Origin of the sequence: Streptomyces sp. NPDC102279, assembly GCF_044766365.1 — a bacterium.
In the GTDB taxonomy this organism is placed as follows: domain Bacteria; phylum Actinomycetota; class Actinomycetes; order Streptomycetales; family Streptomycetaceae; genus Streptomyces.
In genome coordinates, this window is the sequence record NZ_JBIWLU010000017.1 from 129320 (window position 1) to 147553 (window position 18234).

General features: G+C 70.2%; 18 protein-coding genes. 10 read left to right on the top strand and 8 right to left on the bottom strand.

Annotation, left to right across the window (positions count from 1 at the left end):
- Nucleotides 1–16: 16 nt before the first annotated feature.
- Genes ACIRQH_RS35920 through ACIRQH_RS35930 form a run of 3 tightly spaced genes read left to right on the top strand, consistent with a single transcriptional unit; the run spans nt 17 to nt 1322 of the window.
- The gene (locus ACIRQH_RS35920; protein ID WP_358818400.1) at nt 17–397 is read left to right on the top strand and encodes a TadE family protein; all 381 of its coding nucleotides are present in this window, start codon (nt 17–19) and stop codon (nt 395–397) included.
- Nucleotides 398–435: 38 nt separating this feature from the next.
- Complete coding sequence (locus ACIRQH_RS35925) at nt 436–840, top strand: TadE/TadG family type IV pilus assembly protein (RefSeq protein WP_358818401.1); 405 nt, start codon at nt 436–438, stop codon at nt 838–840.
- Nucleotides 837–1322: a Tad domain-containing protein gene (locus tag ACIRQH_RS35930; RefSeq protein WP_388874734.1), complete on the top strand. Its 486-nt coding sequence runs from the start codon at nt 837–839 to the stop codon at nt 1320–1322. Before ACIRQH_RS35925 ends, ACIRQH_RS35930 begins: the two co-directional genes overlap by 4 nt.
- Before the next feature lie 103 nt (nt 1323–1425).
- Here ACIRQH_RS35930 and ACIRQH_RS35935 read toward each other — a convergent pair whose 3' ends face one another.
- The 7 genes from ACIRQH_RS35935 to ACIRQH_RS35965 form a co-directional block, all read right to left on the bottom strand.
- The gene (locus ACIRQH_RS35935; protein ID WP_355878149.1) at nt 1426–1764 is read right to left on the bottom strand and encodes a hypothetical protein; all 339 of its coding nucleotides are present in this window, start codon (nt 1762–1764) and stop codon (nt 1426–1428) included.
- A 33-nt stretch (nt 1765–1797) separates the two neighbouring features.
- Nucleotides 1798–2427, bottom strand: coding sequence for a hypothetical protein (locus tag ACIRQH_RS35940; protein ID WP_388874739.1), 630 nt, complete (start codon nt 2425–2427; stop codon nt 1798–1800).
- Between the two features lie 13 nt (nt 2428–2440).
- A complete protein-coding gene (locus tag ACIRQH_RS35945; RefSeq protein ID WP_388874741.1) occupies nt 2441–2902 on the bottom strand; it encodes a DUF4279 domain-containing protein in 462 nt (153 codons plus the stop codon).
- Between the two features lie 8 nt (nt 2903–2910).
- Nucleotides 2911–3327 carry a DUF4279 domain-containing protein gene (locus tag ACIRQH_RS35950; protein ID WP_358818380.1) on the bottom strand — a complete coding sequence of 139 codons (417 nt, stop codon included), beginning with the start codon at nt 3325–3327 and terminating at the stop codon, nt 2911–2913.
- 14 nt (nt 3328–3341) lie between these two features.
- Nucleotides 3342–4931 (bottom strand): putative adhesin, encoded by a 1590-nt coding sequence (locus tag ACIRQH_RS35955; protein ID WP_388874744.1) that lies wholly within the window; start codon nt 4929–4931, stop codon nt 3342–3344.
- 105 nt (nt 4932–5036) lie between these two features.
- Nucleotides 5037–5240: a DUF397 domain-containing protein gene (locus ACIRQH_RS35960; protein ID WP_388874747.1), complete on the bottom strand. Its 204-nt coding sequence runs from the start codon at nt 5238–5240 to the stop codon at nt 5037–5039.
- A 7-nt stretch (nt 5241–5247) separates the two neighbouring features.
- Nucleotides 5248–6099, bottom strand: coding sequence for a helix-turn-helix domain-containing protein (locus tag ACIRQH_RS35965; RefSeq protein ID WP_404229227.1), 852 nt, complete (start codon nt 6097–6099; stop codon nt 5248–5250).
- 517 nt (nt 6100–6616) lie between these two features.
- Here ACIRQH_RS35965 and ACIRQH_RS35970 point away from each other — a divergent pair.
- The 4 genes from ACIRQH_RS35970 to ACIRQH_RS35985 all read left to right on the top strand — a co-directional run bounded on the left by ACIRQH_RS35970 (nt 6617) and on the right by ACIRQH_RS35985 (nt 12619).
- Nucleotides 6617–9616 carry a BTAD domain-containing putative transcriptional regulator gene (locus ACIRQH_RS35970; protein ID WP_404229230.1) on the top strand — a complete coding sequence of 1000 codons (3000 nt, stop codon included), beginning with the start codon at nt 6617–6619 and terminating at the stop codon, nt 9614–9616.
- Between the two features lie 293 nt (nt 9617–9909).
- Entirely contained in the window at nt 9910–10644 is a 735-nt protein-coding gene (locus tag ACIRQH_RS35975) for a prepilin peptidase (protein WP_404229232.1), read from the top strand.
- A 153-nt stretch (nt 10645–10797) separates the two neighbouring features.
- Nucleotides 10798–12012 (top strand): cyclic dehypoxanthinyl futalosine synthase, encoded by a 1215-nt coding sequence (gene mqnC / locus ACIRQH_RS35980; RefSeq protein ID WP_358818386.1) that lies wholly within the window; start codon nt 10798–10800, stop codon nt 12010–12012.
- A gap of 7 nt (nt 12013–12019) precedes the next feature.
- Nucleotides 12020–12619 (top strand): imidazolonepropionase-like domain-containing protein, encoded by a 600-nt coding sequence (locus ACIRQH_RS35985; protein WP_388874760.1) that lies wholly within the window; start codon nt 12020–12022, stop codon nt 12617–12619.
- 20 nt (nt 12620–12639) lie between these two features.
- Here the strand turns inward: ACIRQH_RS35985 and ACIRQH_RS35990 are convergent, their stop codons facing one another.
- Nucleotides 12640–13674 (bottom strand): chitinase, encoded by a 1035-nt coding sequence (locus ACIRQH_RS35990; RefSeq protein WP_388874763.1) that lies wholly within the window; start codon nt 13672–13674, stop codon nt 12640–12642.
- 351 nt (nt 13675–14025) lie between these two features.
- Between ACIRQH_RS35990 and ACIRQH_RS35995 the strand changes: the two genes are divergently transcribed.
- From ACIRQH_RS35995 to ACIRQH_RS36005, 3 genes are read left to right on the top strand one after another with little or no spacing between them, the layout of a single operon-like run.
- The gene (locus ACIRQH_RS35995; protein WP_358818389.1) at nt 14026–14496 is read left to right on the top strand and encodes a hypothetical protein; all 471 of its coding nucleotides are present in this window, start codon (nt 14026–14028) and stop codon (nt 14494–14496) included.
- A 19-nt stretch (nt 14497–14515) separates the two neighbouring features.
- A complete protein-coding gene (locus ACIRQH_RS36000) occupies nt 14516–16798 on the top strand; it encodes a bifunctional polysaccharide deacetylase/glycosyltransferase family 2 protein (protein ID WP_388874766.1) in 2283 nt (760 codons plus the stop codon).
- Nucleotides 16795–18063, top strand: coding sequence for an acyltransferase (locus tag ACIRQH_RS36005; protein ID WP_404229237.1), 1269 nt, complete (start codon nt 16795–16797; stop codon nt 18061–18063). The genes ACIRQH_RS36000 and ACIRQH_RS36005 overlap by 4 nt, the downstream gene beginning before the upstream one ends.
- Nucleotides 18064–18234 lie beyond the last annotated feature (171 nt).

The window sequence follows — 18234 nt, forward strand, 5'->3', positions numbered from 1 at the left end:
CCGCGGCGACTCCGGCATGACCGCGATCGAGTTCGTGCTGCTCACTCCGGTGCTCTTCTTCATGATCTTCGCGACGGTGCAGTTCGCGCTGTACTTCTTCGCGGACCATGTGGCGCAGGCGGCCGCACAGGCGGGTGCCCGCAAGGCCCGCGCGACGGCGGACGCGCAGCCCGGGGCGTGGCGCGGCGACGCGCGGGACGTGGTGGACAGCTACATCCGCCAGCTCGGACCGCAGTTGGTTCTGTCCCCGGACGTGCGGATGCTTCAGCCCGACCCCGACACCGTGGGCGTCGAGGTCACGGCGAAGATCCCGACGGTCTTCCCCGGCCTGGACCTGACGGTGCACGCGCAGTCGTCGGGCCCGGTGGAGCGGTTCGTGAAGGATGAGGGCCCGTGACGGTACCGAAGCCCTGGCCCACCACTCTCCGCGCCCGGATGTCCGGCGGTCGCTGCGACCGGGGCCTGTCCACCATCGAGGTGGTGATCCTCGCTCCCGTGATGATCCTGTTCATCCTGGTGCTGGTGGCCTTCGGGCAACTGGTCGACGGACGCGGCGCGTTGGACGGAGCGGCCCGGGACGCCGCACGGGCGGGCTCGATCCAGAAGGACCACGGGACCGCGATGGCCGAGGCACGCAAGGCGGCCGAGGCCGATCTCGGGGACATCTGCTCGGGGCCTGTCACGGTGACGCAGACCAGCGCGGGGTTCGAGCCGGACACGCTCTTCTCCGTCGAGGTGAGCTGCGAGGTACGGGGTCTCGCGATGATCGGCCTCGACGTCCCGACCACCCTGAAGTCCAGCTTCAGCTCGCCCCTCGACCCGTTCCGGAGGACGGCATGAGGCTGAACTCCGCCGCACGCGTGGGCCCACGGGCCCGCGCCTGGGCAGCGGCACGCAGGGTCCGCCTGGACGACCGGGGCTCGGGAGCCGGCGCGGTCATCATCTTCGCGCTCCTCTTCCTGTCCCTGTCCGCGTTCGTCATCGACGGCGGCATGTCCATCTCGAAGCGGGAACGCGCCGCCGACATCGCCGAACAGGCCGCCCGCTACGCCGCCCAGGACATCGACCTCGAGTCGCTCTACGACAACCAGAACGGCCCCGCCCCGATCAACTCCCAGAACTGCGACGCCCGCGTGAAGGCGTTCGCCCGCGAGATGGGCATGTCCGGCCGGGACATCGGTTCCACCCACTGCGTGGCCGCCGACGCCGAACAGGTCGAGGTCGAGGTCCAGTTGACCTATTCGCCGGTGTTCACGGGCCTGTTCTACGGCGGCGACGTGACAGTGCACGGACGCGCGGTGGCGGAGAACGAGGTGGGCTGAGGCGGAGAACGGGTCAGACCGAGGCGGGGAGGAGGCGGGCTGAGGCGGCGCGGCCGTGGGGGTGCGGAGGGCTCGGCAGGAATCACCCGCCCGACGGCTACGGCTACTTGCCGCCCCCGCCCTTCTGGCCCCCGTCCTCCGTCTTCACCCCGTCCTTCACGTCCTTCGCCAGCTTGTCGTCGAGCTTGCGGAACTCGCGGACCACGGCGTCGGACATCTCGGCGAGCGCGTCGAGGGCCTGGCCGATGTCCTCCCGGCCGTCCTCCCAGCCCGACTCGAAGTCGTCCAGGGCGTCGTAGACGGTGTCGTCACCGAGGTCGTCCTTGTAGGACTCGAACAGCTTCTTGGTGTGGTTCAGCCGCTTCTTGATGTCCCGCAGCCGGCCGCCGTAGTCCTCCAGCTCGCTCAACGGGAGCGCGAGGTCACTCTTGCCGCCACCCATGTCGGTTCCCCCTCCTGGAACTCGGACCTACGGTCACACGAAACGGAAAGTGCTGGTCACCGCGTCGAAGATGTCGTGGAACGCCTCGGCCAGGTCCAGCACGGGACTGGCCCCGGAGACGAGAACGACCTGGCCGGTGGTTCCCGGGACCGGGATGTACGTCTGGGTCAGCACCATACGAAGCGTACGGGTGTCTCCCTGCGAGACGGGTACGTCCTCGACGCCGAACGTCCGTGCCGTGAGCCCGATTTCAGGGATCTCGACGGTGGTCACCGTGCGCCAGGCGTCGTCCTCACGTCGGGGCGTGATGGTGCGCAGGCTGTCCGCGATGGCCCGGGGGTCGGTGGACAGGGCCGTGCCCTGCTTGCTCTTGGCCCCCACGACGGACACGGTGATCGTCGCCGAGAGGGGGACACCGTCGAAGTTCTCCGCCATGCAGCCCATGTACACCGCGCCGGAGTCGTGCGCGTCCTTGGCCATCCTGCGCAGCATGGTGGCCAGGTCGGACCGGTACGGGGCGAGCTCCGGCGTCTCCCGGACCCGATCGTTCACGAGTGCCCGTATGGTCGCGTCCCTGCCTTCAGGGCGGATGTCGAACTCCCACCATGACTCCGGAACGGACAGGGAGACGCCGACCGGCGGGGTGTCGGCTGTGGTGGTCATGCGATGAGTCCTTTCACGTGGCTCGGTGCGAACCATCAGGAGCGGGCAGCCAGTCCAGGAGGTCCTCGGAGCGTGTGGGTGGATCCGCGTCCGTCGTCAGGGAAACCGGCAGCTCCAGCCGGGCGAGACTGTTCAACGCCTGGGGCGAGAGGCGGGCCCGGGACCCCTTTCGCACATGACCGCTGAGGTCGAGCTGCACAGCGTATCCACGCCGGTGCACTTTCCGAATCGCCCCAAGGGCGGGCGAGATCGACTCGATGAGCTTCTCGACAGGAGTGTCGAAGCCTTGATCGGCTTCAGCAGTGATCGAGATTGCCCAGCAGCCCTCTCCAGGTCGGAACGAGGCATTGGCTGTCGCCTCGCGGGAGAAGGTCGGTGTGAGGCCCAGTTCCTCGGTGATCTCTCGGGGGATCAGGTCCCGGCCGGTGATGAGCAGGGCGGCCTGAGGCGCACCCCAGGAGGTGAACGGTTCCACGGGAGGCCTCACCGATCGCTGACGCTGGTCGAGATGGTCACGGGCACGCCGAGGGCCGCGGATCTCCGGACGATATCGGCGGGCAAGGTGAAAGTGGCCCCGCGGCCGACGAACCCGGAGATGTCGATGTGGATCTCGTACCCTTGGGCAGCCAGTTGAGAGAGCGCGGGCGAATGGGGTTCCACTTCGCTCAGCAAGGTACCGAGCTGATCGCTGATTCCCCCCGGCATTCTGCCGTGAACCTGGACGATCCACAGGCCGTCCCGAATCGATCCCGGATTCAGGGGGTCAATTCCCGGAAGCTGAACCGTCGTCGGATTCAAGGCGATCGCTCGGGAAACGAGATCGACATCCAGGTCCGACTTCCGAATCACCAGCTTCACGGCGGTCTCGACCCAAGGGCCTTCGCTGTGGGTGTACTCCATCGAGCGTCTCTCTCTCAGAGGATTTCACGGCATGCAGCCCAGTGTACATTCCCCATACCCGGTTGCAGCAGGTCGCCAATTCGCGTTCGTTCCACAACAGTTGTGGAATTCTCGAAGACGCTGAAGTTCCCTGCCATCGACGGTGCGGGCGCCGCGAGCGTGTAGTTGGGTATGACGTCGCCCGCATGTGCGGTGTGGAGGGCGCTGCCGGGATACACGCCGGCCTCCACGGCGAGGCCGTCCAGGCCGGGCAGCCGCTCGCCGTGGTCCACGTAGAATGAGAGGCTGCTCCCTTCCGGGACGGTGAAGCTTCCGGCGCCGTCCTCGAGAAATCCGTGGCCCGCGAGAACCGTCTCATCGGTCCTGCCACCCTGAAATACGCGCGTTGCGTAGTAGTGGCCCTGTTCAGAGGTGTAGCTCTTCTTGGAGAGCTGGGGATTGAGGTTGCGAAGTGCGTCCTTTATTTCTGCGGGTGATGGCAGCGGGCTACCGGATCCGCGGGCCGATACCCTGCCGAGCCAGGACCCATCGAATCCACGGAACACATTGCGTGCGGAGCCTCCGAGGTTCCGGGCGCTGTTCGCCAGGTTTTTCAGACCACCGCCGATTCCCTTCAGCGCGCCGCCACCCAGTGCGCGCAGCCCGCCCGCCTTCCAGAGTTTGCCCATCTTGGCGAGGCTGGTGAAACCCTTGGTCGCCGGGATGCAGTCGAGGACCGCGAAGATGAGATCGCCCCAGCCGGCCTGGCCGTTGAGCATTTTTCTCACGGTGTCGGCCAGGACGACCAGGGCCGCCGCGAAGACGAGCCAGCCGAGCGGGCCGCCCACGATCATCACGATGATGCCGACGATCGTCACGACCCACTTGCACACCGTGACGATCTCGTCCCAGTGGTCGGAGACCCAGTCGATGGGCTCCTCCCACCAATGCCGGTTGTGTATACCGGCGTCCGAGGCGTCGTGGAGCTTCTTCACCGTGCGGCGCGCGGCGTCCTCGCGCAGTCCCTTGGCGTGGGCGGCGAGCTTCTTCGCCGCGTCCAGCAGGCCCTTCGCGTCGTCGACGTTCTTCTGGGCGGCGGTCTGCTGTTCCTTGGCGTGCTGGGCGTTACGTGTGGCGCGTCGGACGTCGGCCTCGTCCGGTGGCGGAACGTCCTTGCCCTGGCCCTTGCCCGGGTCGTACGAGTCGGCCTCGGCCGTAGCCGTCCGTACCCAGTCGTCGGCGCCGGTCAGCGCGTGCTGGGCGGTGGCGAGTTCGTCCCGGGCCTTGCGGCCGTCGCGCAGCGCCTTGTCCGCCTTCTCCTGAGCGTCGTCCAGGTCGGGCCAGTACGACGCCAGCGCGTCGCCCGCGAGCGTGTAGGACTTCTTGAGCTTCTTCAGCTCGCCGGGAACGTCCTCGAACTCCGACGCGAACGAGTCCGCCGTCTTGCCGGCCCACTTCAGGACCGCGTCGTCGTTGGCCAGACCCTTGATGTCCCGGAGGATGTCCGACACGTCGTCGGCGAAGTCGTGGAGAGAACCTGCGAGTTTGCGCACGCGCTGCGGGTCGCCCGGTGTCGGGTCGCGGTCCAGGTCGAGTATGTGCCAGTCCGCCGGCCTGTTCGACACGTGTTCCCCCGTAGCACCTGCGATCTCTGGATCAGGACGTACGCAGGAACGTATCGCGCTGATCGTTTCGGCTGGAACGCCGGTCGGGGCTTCGTAGAGGGGTTGTTACGCGCCCGGCGCCGTGACGGTTCCCGTGCGTATCGCTTCCAGGAGGTGGCCGAGCGGAGTCGGGGTGGTGGTGAGGATCGTGGTGGGGTCGTCGGACTCGCGGAGGTGGAGGGTGCTCGGCGTGGAGGCGAGTTCGACGCAGGAGTCGCCGTCGCCCGGGCCGGAGAAGGACGACTTCCGCCAGTTGTAAGGGGTGTTCATCGGTGCCTCACAGCTCCTTCGCCAACCTGTGGATGAAGTCGCGGGACCGCTTGGCGCCCAGCGAAACAGCCTCCACTTTACGGAAGAGCGTTCGATAGGCGTCGAGTTGGGCTTCCGAGTCGATGAAGGCCGCGCCCTGAGGTGCGTCGCGTACGACCGTGTCCAGCTTCGGTACGCGGCCCCCGGCGTACGTCATGGCGCTGGTGGCGCCGGCGAATCCCTCCAGGTCGAAGGGGATCACGCGCAGGGTGATGTGGTGCGCCTCGGAGAGTTCGAGGAGATGCGTCAACTGGGCCCGGGAGGTGGCGCGCTCGCCGACCAGGATGCGCAGGGCCGCCTCGTGGACCACACCGTCGTAGGGTGTCGGGGCCGGTCCTTCGAGGATCACCCGGCGGTGCATACGGTGCCGCACGCGCAACTCGACGTCCTCGCACGAGAGTTCCGGGACCCGGTAGGCGAAGACGGCCCGTGCGTAGTCCTCCGTCTGGAGCGGGCCGGGGACGTACAGGAACTGCACCTCGCGGAGGAACGTGGCGTGGTGCTCCAGCTCGGCGAGGTCGAGGAACGGCGTGGGCAGCAGCCCGCGGTACTGCTCCCACCAGCCCCGGATCCGCTCCGTCGCCATGGCGGCCAAGGCGTCGGTGAACGCCTCGTCCGTGCAGGCGTACTGGGCCGTGAGCCGGCGCAGCCGCTTCTCGCTCACCCCGGCGAGGCCTGCCTCGATCTGGCTGATCTGCGCGGGGTTCACCCCGAGCAGGATGGCCGCCTCCCGCGAGGTGAGGCCCGCTGTCTCGCGCAACCTCCGCAGCTCGACCGCCAGACGCGTCTGCCGCGCGGTCACGTCATGCCTCAGTGCCATGGCATGCCTCTCTCAACGCGCGCGCAGGCGGGCCCGGTCGGGCGCTCAGATTACGTGATCGGCATGCGGTGTCCGGGGGAGTCGGGCCGACGGATCTCATCCTGGGGACCGATCGATCCGACTCCATGGAGTGGGTCTCCCTTCGGTGGAGTGACACGTCGAGGGCCGGCCGCTGTGGGCGTCCCGTCCTCGCGGACCAGTCGGATCTCCTCGGACTGGAGATAGAGGACGCGTCGCCGTCGACTTCCTCCAGTAGCGGTGCGATCAGTCGGATCATGTCGTCCTGCTTCACCTGGTACGGGGGGCTGATCGTGGCGGTGGCCGGGGTGTGAAGGTCCCGTGACGGGTGAAGGGTGTGCGGGAGGTGCAACTCGGGCTTACCGGGCGGGTCGTGGTGTATCGGGCGGCTCCTTCGTGCTGCCCCCTGCCCGAGCTTCGACACCCTCCTTAAGATCTCAGTAGGCTCGGTTCACCCCCCGACCTCACCCCCTCCTCACACGACCCCGGGACACCCGCCATGGCGCGACGCACCACTTCCAGCTCGACGGGCACCTCGCCGAGTCCGAGGAATCGGACGCCGCAGCCCCTGCCCCGGCGTCGCAGGACGTTCGGGGACTTCGTGAAGGCGCTCGGGGCGTTCGTCGCCCTGCTGGTGCTCCTCGTCGGTGTGCCCGGCGCGCTCGCCGTCAGCGTGGGGTGGCCACTGCCGCACGGAGCGCCCCAGATGGAGTGGCTGCAGCGGGAGATCTCCGTCAGCACGTTCATCAACGTGCTGACGGTCATCGTGTGGTTCGCGTGGGCGCAGTTCACCGCCTGCGTGCTCGTCGAGGTGAAGGCCGCGCTGTCGGGCGTCGGGATGCCCAACCGGGTACCGGGCGCCGGCGCCAGCCAGTTGCTGGCCCGCCAGCTCGTCGCCGCGCTGCTCCTCGTCAGCGCGGCCGCCGCCAGCTTCACGCCGGGCCTCTCGCAGCTCGGCCAGAGCCTGGAGGGCAACCAGCACGGTTCCGTGGCCGCCGCGCAGCAGACCCCCGGACTGTTCGGGCAGCAGCAGGAGCAGGCCGCCTCCCACGCCGCCGCCGCGGTCGCCGAGCAGGCCGCCGACGCCGCCGACGCGGCGGCTCACGCGGACGGCGCCGGTGCCACCGAGGACGGCGACACGAAGTACTACCGGATCCAGCCCCCCGAGGGCCGGCACCACGACTCGCTCTGGGAAGTCGCGCAGCGCCACCTCGGCGACGGGCGCCGGTACAAGGAGATCTACCAGCTCAACAAGGACCGTACGCAGCCCGACGGTTCGAAGCTGTCCGAGGCCAGCCTCATCCGGCCCGGCTGGATCCTGGAGATGCCCGGCGACGCCCACGGCGGCGAACTCGTCGAGATGCCCGACGCGACGCCCGAGGTCTCCCAGCAGGTCCAGCAGCAGATCCACGACTACGCCAAGACCGGCGACCAGCAGCGGGGCGGCTCCGCCAACCGGCAGAACGAGCAGGGCGACCGGGACACCGCGCACATCCACGTACCCCAGCAGCGGCCCGCCGGCGAGCACGCGGCCGGCGGCGAGGAGCGGCGCGAACCCGCCCCCGCCGAAGCCGCGCAGGCCTCGCAGGGTTCCGAGGGCAGCGGGTTCACCTTCGGGCTGCCGGAGGCCCTCGTCGGCGCGCCCCTCCTCGCCGCCGGCCTCCTCGGCGCCCTCGGACGCCGCCGCCGCCAGGCCCTGTGGCAGTCCGCGCTCGGCGCGGTCGGCGGGCGGCGCGGCATGGAGCCGCCGGTTCCCACCGGCTCCGCCGCGGACGCCCAGGACGCACTGCTCGTCGGCGCCGACCCCGAGGGCGTCCGCCTGCTCGACCTCTCGCTGCGCGGACTCGCGACGGCCCTCGCCGCCGAGTCCCGCCCGCTGCCCACCGTCTACGCGGCCTGGCTCGGCGGCAACGGCGACCTGCACCTCCAGCTCGCCCAGCCCGCCGGCAAGCCGCCCACGCCATGGCAGCTCGGACAGGACCAGACGTTCTGGATGCTGGCCCGCGCGGATGCCGAGCAGTACGAGGAGGTCGACACGGCCGCTCCGTACCCGGGCCTCGTCAGCCTCGGCACCATGGACGACTCGCGGCTGCTCCTCAACCTGGAGGCCGTGCCCGGCATCGTCTCCCTGAGCGGCAGCGCGGCCGACCGCGCGGGGGTGTTCGCCTCCGTGGCGGCCGAGCTGGCCACCAACGGCTGGTCCGACCGCATGACGATCACCCTCGTCGGTTTCGGCGAGGACCTCACCCCGCTCGCACCCAACCGCCTGCGCCACCTCGACGACGTCGAGGCACTCGTCGAGACCATGGAGGCGGAGACCCGCCAGCGCCGCGGCGCCCTCGGGGCCGCCGGTCACGACTCCGTCCTCACCGGCCGCACCGGACCCGCCCAGCACACCCGTTGGGCCCCACACCTCGTCCTCCTCGCCACCGAGCCCTCCGCCGAGGACGCCGTCACGCTCGCCGAACTCGCCGCCGACGCAGGACGGTTGGGCATCGGCTACCTCGTGGGCACGGAGAGCGGTGATCTGCCGGGCGCCGCCTGGGAGATGGAGATCACCAGCGAGGGCAAACTGCTCGCGCCGCTGCTGGGCCTCGAACTCGACGCGCAGCTCCTGCCGGTGGCACAGCAGCGGGCGGTCGTGGAACTGTTCGTCGAGGCCGACCCGGAGCGCGACCCCGACGGGCCGACGACCACCCCGCCGTTCCTCGTCGACATCAGCGAACAGGGGCGGCCCGCCGTCTACGCGCGGCTCGTCGGCTCGTACGAGATCATCGGCCTGGAGACGCCCGACGGCGAACGCAGCCCTCTGCTGCACGAGGCCCTCGCGCTGCTCCTGCTGCACCGCGAGGGTGTGCACCCGCGCGTGCTGTCCGCCGCGCTGTGGCCGCGCGGTGTCACCGACGACGTGCGCGACGCCCTCGTCGAGCGGCTGCGCGACTGGCTCGGCGCCGACCCCGACGGCACGGCCCGCCTCGGCACCGACGAGGCCGGGCGGCTCACGCTCGCCAAGACCGTCGTCTCCGACCTCGACGTGCTGCGCTCCCTCTATCACGAGGCCACCCAGGGCAAGGGGGTCAACAGCCGGGTCGTGCGCGGCCGGTTGCTCACCGACGCCCTCGTCCTCGTCCGCGGCCCGCTGCTCGCCGACCGCCCCCAGGGCCGCTACGGCTGGCTCACCCACGAGATCATCGACGCCCAACTGCCGCTGCTCGTAGCGGACATCGGACTCGCGCTGTCCGCGTTCCACCTGGAGAAGGACCGTGCGGAGAAGGCGATCGAGGCACTGAACGCCTCGATGAACTCGGCGCCGCGCGACGAGCGCCTGTGGAACGAGCTGCTGCGCGCGACCCACGCCACCGGCGACACCGACCGGTTGAAGGGGCTCGCCGCCGACCTGGTCACCCGCAGTGGCGCGCGCGGCCTGCCGCCCCGCACCGAGGCACTCCTGGACGAGCTGCTCCCCGCGTGGCGGACGGACGGGGCAGCCGTGGGGTGATCCGCCCCAGCCCCGCCGGCACCCGGGCCGGGCCCACGCCGGGTTCGCCACGGGACCCGGCAGGAGGCACACCGCAGACCGCCGGGCCCGGCGACCGACGTACCGTCTCCGGACGGACGGGGGAGCCCGTCGTACCCGTCGTACAGGCGCCCGACGCCGGCCGGAGGCGGCCCGACACGAGCCGGAGACCAACCGGAACCAGCCGGAGGCAGCCCCGCAGGGCGCGGCGGTCACCGGACCCGGAGTGACGGGGACGCCCGCAGTCGCCGTACCGACTCTTCCTGGGGGAACGCGTGGATCTCGATCTCTGGACGGCCGTCGCCGCCACTCTGTGGGGCGCGGCGGCCGGCCTGCTCGTGCCGCGGCCCGCCTACCGCTTCGCCGTCGACCCGGGCGAACCGTGGCGGGACAGCTCTCCCGACGGCCGGACGATCACCGGCCCGGCACGCGGCTGGCTCGGGCTCGCGCGGTCGCAGGGCGCCCCCTACGGGCCCCGCACCCTCCTCGTCTCCCTCACCACCGCCCTCCTGTGCGCCGGGCTCGCCCTCGCGACCGGCGTCCGGCCCGAGCTGGCCGCCTGGCTGCTGCTCGCCCCGCTCGGTGTGCTGCTCGCGGTGGTCGACTTCCGGGTGCAGCGGCTGCCCGACCCGCTGACCCTGCCGTTCGCGGCGGCGGCGCTCGCCCTGCTCGGGGTGGCCGCGGCCCTGCCCGAGCACGCGGGGGAGTGGCCGACGACGCTGTTCGGCGCGCTCGCGCTCGGCGGCGGATACTTCGTCCTCTTCCTCATCAACCCGAACGGCATGGGCTTCGGGGACGTGAAGCTGGCCCTGGGCCTCGGCGCCGTCCTCGGCTGGTACGGGTGGAGCGCGGTGTTCCTCGGGACGTTCGCCGGGTTCCTGTTCGGCGGGCTGTACGGGCTGGGCCTGGTGATCGTGCGGCGGGCGGGCCGCAAGACGTCGATCCCGTTCGGCCCGTTCCTGATCGCGGGCGCCTATGCGGGGCTCCTGGTCGGGGCGTACGCGGCCTGAGGCCGCTGGGCCGGGGCGGGTGCCGTCCGGGCGGGGTGTTCCTGGCCCGGCGACCGGTCGGCCCGGGCGTGCGCGGCCTGACGTCGGGCGGCCCGGGGAGCTGGCGTAGGCTGGCTTGGTCTGTCCACAACCCTTACGAAAGGGACGCTCCCGGTGACCGAGAAGGCCGACCTTACGTCTTTTGATGTCACAGCCGTCCTCGACCGTGCGGCTGCGGGTGGGCGGATCACGCCGGAAGAGGCACTCGTCCTCTACCGCGACGCTCCGCTGCACGCGCTCGGCGCGGCCGCCGACGCCGTACGCCGCCGCAGGTACGCGGGCACGGAGCACATCGCGACGTACATCATCGAGCGCAACATCAACTACACGAACGTGTGCGTCACGGCGTGCAAGTTCTGCGCGTTCTACGCGGCCCCCAAGGACACCGCCAAGGGCTGGACGCGCGACCTCGACGACATCCTGCGCCGCTGCGCGGAGACCGTCGAACTGGGCGGCACCCAGATCATGTTCCAGGGCGGCCACCACCCGGACTACGGCGTCGAGTACTACGAGAAGCACTTCGCCGCGATCAAGGGCGCTTACCCCGAACTGGTCATCCACTCCCTCGGCGCGTCCGAGGTCGAGCACATGGCCCGCATCTCCAAGGTGAGCGTCGAGGAGGCCATCCAGCGGATCCACGCGGCCGGCCTCGACTCGTTCGCCGGCGCCGGTGCCGAGCTGCTCCCGGCCCGTCCGCGCAAGGCGATCGCCCCGCTCAAGGAGTCCGGTGAGCGCTGGCTGGAGATCATGGAGATCTCGCACGGGCTGGGCGTCGAGTCGACGTCCACCATGCTGATGGGAACCGGCGAGACCAACGCCGAGCGCATCGAGCACCTGCGGATGATCCGTGACGTACAGGACCGGACGGGCGGCTTCCGCGCCTTCATCCCGTACACCTACCAGCCCGAGAACAACCACCTGAAGGGCCGCACGCAGGCGACGCTCTTCGAGTACCTGCGGATGATCGCGATCGCCCGCCTGTTCCTCGACAACGTGGCGCACATCCAGGGTTCCTGGCTGACCACCGGCAAGGAGGTCGGCCAGCTCTCCCTGCACTACGGCGCCGACGACCTCGGCTCGATCATGCTGGAGGAGAACGTCGTCTCCTCCGCCGGCGCGAAGCACCGCTCCAACCGCATGGAGATCATCGATCTCATCCGCAAGGCGGGCCGCGTCCCCGCGCAGCGGACCACGACCTACGAGCACATCGTCGTCCACGACGACCCGGCGAACGACCCGGTCGACGAGCGCGTGATGTCCCACATCTCCTCGACAGCGATCGACGGTGGCACAGCCCACCCCGAGTTGAAGCTGTTGGCCTCCAACTGACGCCCGCATGCTGACCATTCACGCCGCCGAGCTGTCGCCCGAGACAGCGGTCCTGGTCGACGGGGCAACTGTCGCCGCCGTCGGCCCGTACAAGGAACTGGCCGCCGCCCACCCGAGCGCGAAGGTGCGGCGCTGGCCGGGCATCCTGACGCCGGGACTGCTGAACCCGTACGGCCGGGAGCTTCTGGAAGGCATGTACCACCCGGACCCGCGCGAGGCCGAAGGCTTCGGCACCGAGCCCATCGGCGGGGAGCGGGCCCGGCGGATCCTCCGCGCCGATCCCTCACGCTCCGGACCGAGTGCGCGGCGCGGGGTGCAGCGGCTGCTGGCGCACGGCACGGTGGCGGTGGCCGGGGAGCTCACGTCGCGAGCCGTGATCGACGCGGTGCGCGGGGCCGGTCTCGCGGTGGGGCGGCGGCCGGACCGGCTCGCGGGCCCGGCGTCGCTGTCCCCGACCCCGCTGATCCTGCTGCCCGGACCGACGCCGGGCGGTCCCGCCCGCTTCGCCGTGTTCGATGTCGCGGACCGCGCCGAACTGGTCCGGCGCGGTGCGGGGACCTGCGTGGCGACCGTGATCGGCGGGCGGCTGATGTACCGCAGCCGCTGATCACGGCAGGTGGCGCAGGCTCAGCCCGCGAACGCCTTCGCGAAGGCCCCCGAACCCTGCTTCACGCCACTGCAGTCGGTGGCCGCGTCGTCGGAGTCGGCGCCGTCCCCGCACTGCTGGTCCCGGAACGTCGACCACATCGACACCCAGGCGATCTCCTTCTTCTCGGCGAACTCCCGTACCTGCGCCGCGTCGTCGAGGGAGAACGTCTCGTTGTCCACGTCGTTGACACCGATCATCGACGTGAGCGCGAGCCCCTGCCAGGCGCTCGCCGCCGACAGTCCGAAGACCTTCTCCAGCTGCTTGTGCGCGGCCCCGGCCGATGTGATCGCGTAGTCGCCCATGTCGTCCGCGTACGAACTCCCGTAGTTCATGGTCATGATGTTGACGGTGGAGACCTTCACGGCGTGGTCGTTGGCGGACTCCAGGAGCGCCAGGCTGTCGTCGTCGAGGCCGGACGGCATCACGGGCAGCGTGAACGAGACCTTCAGATCGCCGCGTTCCTTCTGGAGGAGCGCGATGGCCTCGGAGCGCAGGGCGACCGAGGCGGAATCGGTCAGTTGGGTGCCCTCCACGTCGAAGTCGGCCTGGGACGAACCGGCTTGGTCGAGTGCCCTGCCGTAGGCGTCCGCCAGCTCGCTCGCGCTGTCGCACGTCGAGGCCAGCTCCTTGCCGGACGCGCCGCCGAAGGAGACCCGAACGCTCGCACCGGACTTCTTGAGCGCGGCGATCCGGGACGTCACGGCCGCGTCGCCGATGGCGTACGTCCCGTTCCACTTCGGCGTGCAGGCGCTGCCGTCCGCGATCACGAAGGCCAGGTTGTACGTCGTCGGGGAGCCCGCCGCGTCCGTCGCGCCGGGCGTCGTGGCGCTCACATAGGGCGCGTACGACGTGCTCGACGCTGACGCGGCCCCGGGTGCGGAGGCCGACGAGCCGGTCCCGGGAGTCCGCGCGGGTGCCGCGTCCGTGGTGCCGACACCGCCCGAGGAACACCCCGCGCAGGCCAGGGCGACCAGGCAGGCGAGCCCCGCGGCCGGCTTCAGGAAACTCCTCATTGCGCACGCACCCGCTCTCGTGATGTCTGTCTCAGGTCGGAAACAAACGGTCGTTTCCTGATAGGGAATGTGTCACACCCGGACTGTAATTCCGAATGGAGATCATTCATCGGTATTGCGGCGGAAGAAGGCGGGTGCGAGTGATGGAGAGAGGTGTATAGCAAGTCATATCGGGCGTATTGATGGTGCATTTCTCCTGTATCGGGCGTGCCTGAGCTGCGGGGACGGCGGTGGATTCCCGCCGCATCACCCCGGGTCTCATAGAGAAAATACAGCTTGGGCCGTCTCTCATGGGCCGTTCACACGGAAAGCAGAGTTTCCGCCACAAGGAGCCGTCCTAATGTCGGGGGAATGCAATCCGAGTCCGCCATCGAAAACCGCGCCACGGTGCGCGGCCGCCGCCGCGAACGCGGCAGTGGGGCCGTGGACGGCCCCGTGTTCGTTGACAACTCCGGGCGCCGCGCCCGCCTGCTGCGCAGAGTCGGCCTCGTCGTCGGCGCCGGGTGTCTCGGCTACGCCGTCGTGCTCGGCATGGCCTTCATGGGCTGGGGCACCTCGCTGACGCCGTCCTCCCTGCTCCCCTTCGACGGCGGCCGGGCCGGCTCCGCTCCGGGCGGCGGGGGACCCGGGGCGGGCCAGGGCGGTACCGCTCCCACCGGCGCCCCGACCGGACTCCCCAGCGGCGCTCCGGCCGGCCTTCCCGCCGGGGCCCCGACCGGAGCCGCCACCGACGCCGCACCCTCGGCCGCTTCCGCCGCGTCCGCGTCCCTCTCCGTCCCCACCTCGACCGCCGGGGCGACCGCCTCCACCGGCGCCAACTGACGGGCACGCACCCACCTTCATGACCACGACGACGCCCGCACGCGGCCGTCGGCGCGCCCCCTCCAGGATGGAGCGGGCCGCCGGACGGGCCGCGGCGTTCCAGAAACCACGAGTCATCCTCGCCCTGCTGCTCCTGCTGGCCCTCACCAGCGTGATGCTGCTCGACGGCTATCTGCGCTCCGAGATCGGCAACGACGCCCGGGTCCGCGACGGCGCGGCCTACGACAAGGTCCCCAGCCGGATCCTCGACGGCGGACCCATCCTCACCTTCGACCGCGGCACCGCGAAGACCCAGTCCGTGCCGGACAAGACGATCGTGCTCACCTTCGACGACGGTCCGACCGCGACCTGGACGCCCCAGGTCCTCAAGGTCCTGGAGGAGAACGACGTCGACGCCACCTTCTTCATGGTCGGCTCGATGATCTCCCGCTACCCGAGCGTGGTGAAGTCGCTGGTGAAACAGGGCAACGAGGTCGGCATCCACACGTTCACCCACGTCGACCTCTCCTACCAGAGCGCCGCCCGCCTGCAACGGGAGCTGAAGCAGACGCAGTTGGCCCTCGCGGGTGCGGCCGGCGTCACCACCACGCTGTTCCGCGCCCCGTACTCCTCGGAGATCGACGCCGTCGACAACTACAGCTGGCCCGTCTACAAGGAGATCGGCAGCCTCGGCTACACCAGCGTCTTCGTCGATACCGACAGCGACGACTGGAAGAAGCCGGGCGTCTCGAAGATCGTCCGGTGGGCGACGCCGAAGAAGAACAAGGGCGCCATCGTCCTGATGCACGACGCGGGCGGCGACCGGTCGCAGACGATCACCGCGCTCGGCACGTACATCAAGAAGATGAAGGCGAAGGGCTACACGTTCACCACCGTCAGCGGCGCCCAGGCCATGCTGAACCGGAACCAGGCCGCCGCGGGGCAACAGCCCGGCTCGGCGGGAGCGGGAGCGGGAGCGGGAATCGGGGGCGAGGGCGCCGCGCAGGCCGCCCAGCACAAGGCCGCCGGCGCGACCCTCTACGAGGGCAGGGCGCTCGTCTACGCCGTCGCGGTCGCCGAGTGGGTGGTGCCCGCGCTGTCGTGGTTCCTCGTCGTCGTCGGCGTCGCCGTCATGGGCCGCTTCGGGATGATGCTGGTCCTCGCCCGCCGCCACCACCGGCAGCGCAACCGCAGACGCGGCAAGGGCAGCAGAGCCGGCAGGTTCAGCTGGGGGCCGACGGTCACCCGGCCGGTGAGCGTGATCGTGCCCGCGTACAACGAGAAGGAGTGCATCGCCAACACGCTGAGATCGCTGGCGAAGAGCACCCATCCGATCGAGATCATCGTGGTCGACGACGGCTCCGACGACAACACGTCCGAGATCGCCGAGTCGCTCGGCATGCCCAACGTCCGGGTCGTCCGGCAGGAGAACGCGGGCAAGCCCGCCGCGCTCAACAACGGTGTCCACCACGCCCGTCACGACATCGTCGTGATGATGGACGGGGACACCGTGTTCGAACCGGACGCCGTGCACCAGCTCGTGCAGCCCTTCGCCGACCCGGAGATCGGGGCCGTCGCGGGCAACGCCAAGGTCGGCAACCGCACCACACTGATCGGCGCGTGGCAGCACATCGAGTACGTGATGGGCTTCAACCTCGACCGCAGGATGTACGACCTGCTGCGCTGCATGCCCACCATCCCGGGGGCGATCGGCGCGTTCCGCCGCGACGCGGTCCTCGGCGTCGGCGGGATGAGCGAGGACACCCTCGCCGAGGACACCGACATCACCATCGCCATGCACCGAGCGGGCTGGCGAGTCGTCTACCAGGAGCACGCCAGGGCCTGGACGGAGGCGCCCGGTTCGCTCAAGCAGCTGTGGTCGCAGCGCTACCGCTGGAGCTACGGCACCATGCAGGCGCTGTGGAAGCACCGTAAGTCCCTGACGGACAAGGGACCTTCAGGGCGCTTCGGCCGCGTGGGCATGCCGCTGGTCGTCCTCTTCCAGATCGTCACGCCGGTCTTCGCGCCGCTCATCGACGTGTTCACCGTCTACTCGATGATCTTCGTGGACCTCCGCGCCGCGGTCCTCGCCTGGCTGGCCGTTCTCACCGTGCAACTCGTCTGCGCGGCCTACGCGTTCCGCCTCGACCGGGAGAAGTACCGCTACCTCGCGATGCTCCCGCTCCAGCAACTCGCCTACCGCCAGATGATGTACCTGGTTCTGATCCACTCCTGCGTCACGGCCCTGACCGGCGGCCGGCTGCGGTGGCAGAAGCTCAAGCGCACGGGCGAGGTCGGCACCCCGGCGGGAGCGGGCCGATGAGCTGGGAGCAACAGCCGTACGGGAACGAGCACGGCTACCGGTACGAGGGCCACCAGGGTCAGGGGCGACACCCCCAGCAGTCGTACGCGCACCACGGGCAGGTTCCCGTGGCGGAGCCGCCGGGTCAGCCGTCGGTGCAGCCGCCGGTGCAGCCATCGGTCACGGCTGCGGAACCCGCTCCCGACGCCCCGCCGAAGGGCGGGCATCGAGCCGGACGAAGGCGCGGGCTCCCGGCCGTACGGGACCGCTACTTCGACTCGCTGCGCGCGGTCGCCCTGGTGCGCGTCGTCGCGTACCACACCTTCGGCTGGGCCTGGGCGGGCCTGGTCTTTCCCTCCATGGGGGTCATGTTCGGTCTGGCCGGCACGCTCATGGCGAAGTCGCTGGAGCGGCCCGCGCCGAAGGTCGTGAAGAGCCGGCTGCGCAGACTGCTGCCCCCGTTCTGGTTCTGGGGCGTCTTCGTGGTCCTGGCGATGCTGGTCCACGGCTGGATGCCCGGCCGGCAGATCGTCTACTGGATCGTGCCGCTCGGTGATCCGCCGGGCAACGCGTGGGGCGAGCAGGCCTGGGAGATCCTCTGGTACCTGCGGACGTACCTGTGGTTCGTCCTGCTGTCCCCGCTGCTGCTGCGGGTCTTCCGGCTCGCACCGGTCCCCGTTCTCGTCCTGTCCCTCGCCCCGGTCCTGGTCCTGAACTTCTTCTGGGACGCGCCGGACAACCGGTTCGGCAGCGCCCTGTGGGACCTGGCGACGTACCTGTTCTGCTGGCTTCTCGGCTTCGCGCACCGCGACGGCGTGCTCCAGCGGCTGCGGCCTGCCGCGGTGGTCGTGGCCTCGCTGGCGGCCCTGGCGTACGGCGGCTGGTTCGCCTTCGCCCACCGGTCGGAGTTCGGCACCTACGACCTCGACGAGATCCCCCTCGCCCAGGCCTTCTGGTCGGCGGGTTTCGTGACCCTGCTCCTGTACTTCAAGGCCTACTACGACGTCGACTTCGCGTGGCTGACCCGGTTCCGCCGGCTCGACCGCACGGTGACGATCTTCAACGCGCGCGCGGTGACCATCTACCTCTGGCACGAGATCGCCCTGATCCTGGCCGTCCCCCTGATCGACCAGTTCTGGAAGGTCCCCGCCTTCGAGAAGTGGCTGCCGCTGGAGAGCCAGTGGTTCATGTTCGGTATCGGCTGGGTGCTGATCTGGATCGCCATCGCCCTGTTCGGCTGGGTCGAGGACGTGGCGGCGAGGAAGAAGCCGAAACTACTGCCCTGACCGCCAGGAGGAGCACGTCCTCCAGCGCCGGCCCGCCTCTGGATCCGACCAGGACCGGGGCGGGCCCGACGACCATGGCGGGCCTTCGAGGGAGACGTCGACGTCCTGATCGCGGGCAGGACCCGACCGGGCTCGGCCAGGCCGGTATCCGGGTGAACCTCTCCTCGGGTG

Coding starts and splice junctions, on each gene's coding strand:
- ACIRQH_RS35960 (WP_388874747.1), bottom strand. CDS start 5,240: ATGAACACCCCTTACAACTGGCGGAAGTCGTCCTTCTCCGGCCCGGGC.
- ACIRQH_RS36000 (WP_388874766.1), top strand. CDS start 14,516: ATGACCACGACGACGCCCGCACGCGGCCGTCGGCGCGCCCCCTCCAGG.
- ACIRQH_RS35920 (WP_358818400.1), top strand. CDS start 17: ATGACCGCGATCGAGTTCGTGCTGCTCACTCCGGTGCTCTTCTTCATG.
- ACIRQH_RS35985 (WP_388874760.1), top strand. CDS start 12,020: ATGCTGACCATTCACGCCGCCGAGCTGTCGCCCGAGACAGCGGTCCTG.
- ACIRQH_RS35925 (WP_358818401.1), top strand. CDS start 436: ATGTCCGGCGGTCGCTGCGACCGGGGCCTGTCCACCATCGAGGTGGTG.
- ACIRQH_RS36005 (WP_404229237.1), top strand. CDS start 16,795: ATGAGCTGGGAGCAACAGCCGTACGGGAACGAGCACGGCTACCGGTAC.
- ACIRQH_RS35965 (WP_404229227.1), bottom strand. CDS start 6,099: ATGGCACTGAGGCATGACGTGACCGCGCGGCAGACGCGTCTGGCGGTC.
- ACIRQH_RS35970 (WP_404229230.1), top strand. CDS start 6,617: ATGGCGCGACGCACCACTTCCAGCTCGACGGGCACCTCGCCGAGTCCG.
- ACIRQH_RS35935 (WP_355878149.1), bottom strand. CDS start 1,764: ATGGGTGGCGGCAAGAGTGACCTCGCGCTCCCGTTGAGCGAGCTGGAG.
- ACIRQH_RS35950 (WP_358818380.1), bottom strand. CDS start 3,327: ATGGAGTACACCCACAGCGAAGGCCCTTGGGTCGAGACCGCCGTGAAG.
- ACIRQH_RS35930 (WP_388874734.1), top strand. CDS start 837: ATGAGGCTGAACTCCGCCGCACGCGTGGGCCCACGGGCCCGCGCCTGG.
- ACIRQH_RS35990 (WP_388874763.1), bottom strand. CDS start 13,674: ATGAGGAGTTTCCTGAAGCCGGCCGCGGGGCTCGCCTGCCTGGTCGCC.
- ACIRQH_RS35940 (WP_388874739.1), bottom strand. CDS start 2,427: ATGACCACCACAGCCGACACCCCGCCGGTCGGCGTCTCCCTGTCCGTT.
- ACIRQH_RS35995 (WP_358818389.1), top strand. CDS start 14,026: ATGCAATCCGAGTCCGCCATCGAAAACCGCGCCACGGTGCGCGGCCGC.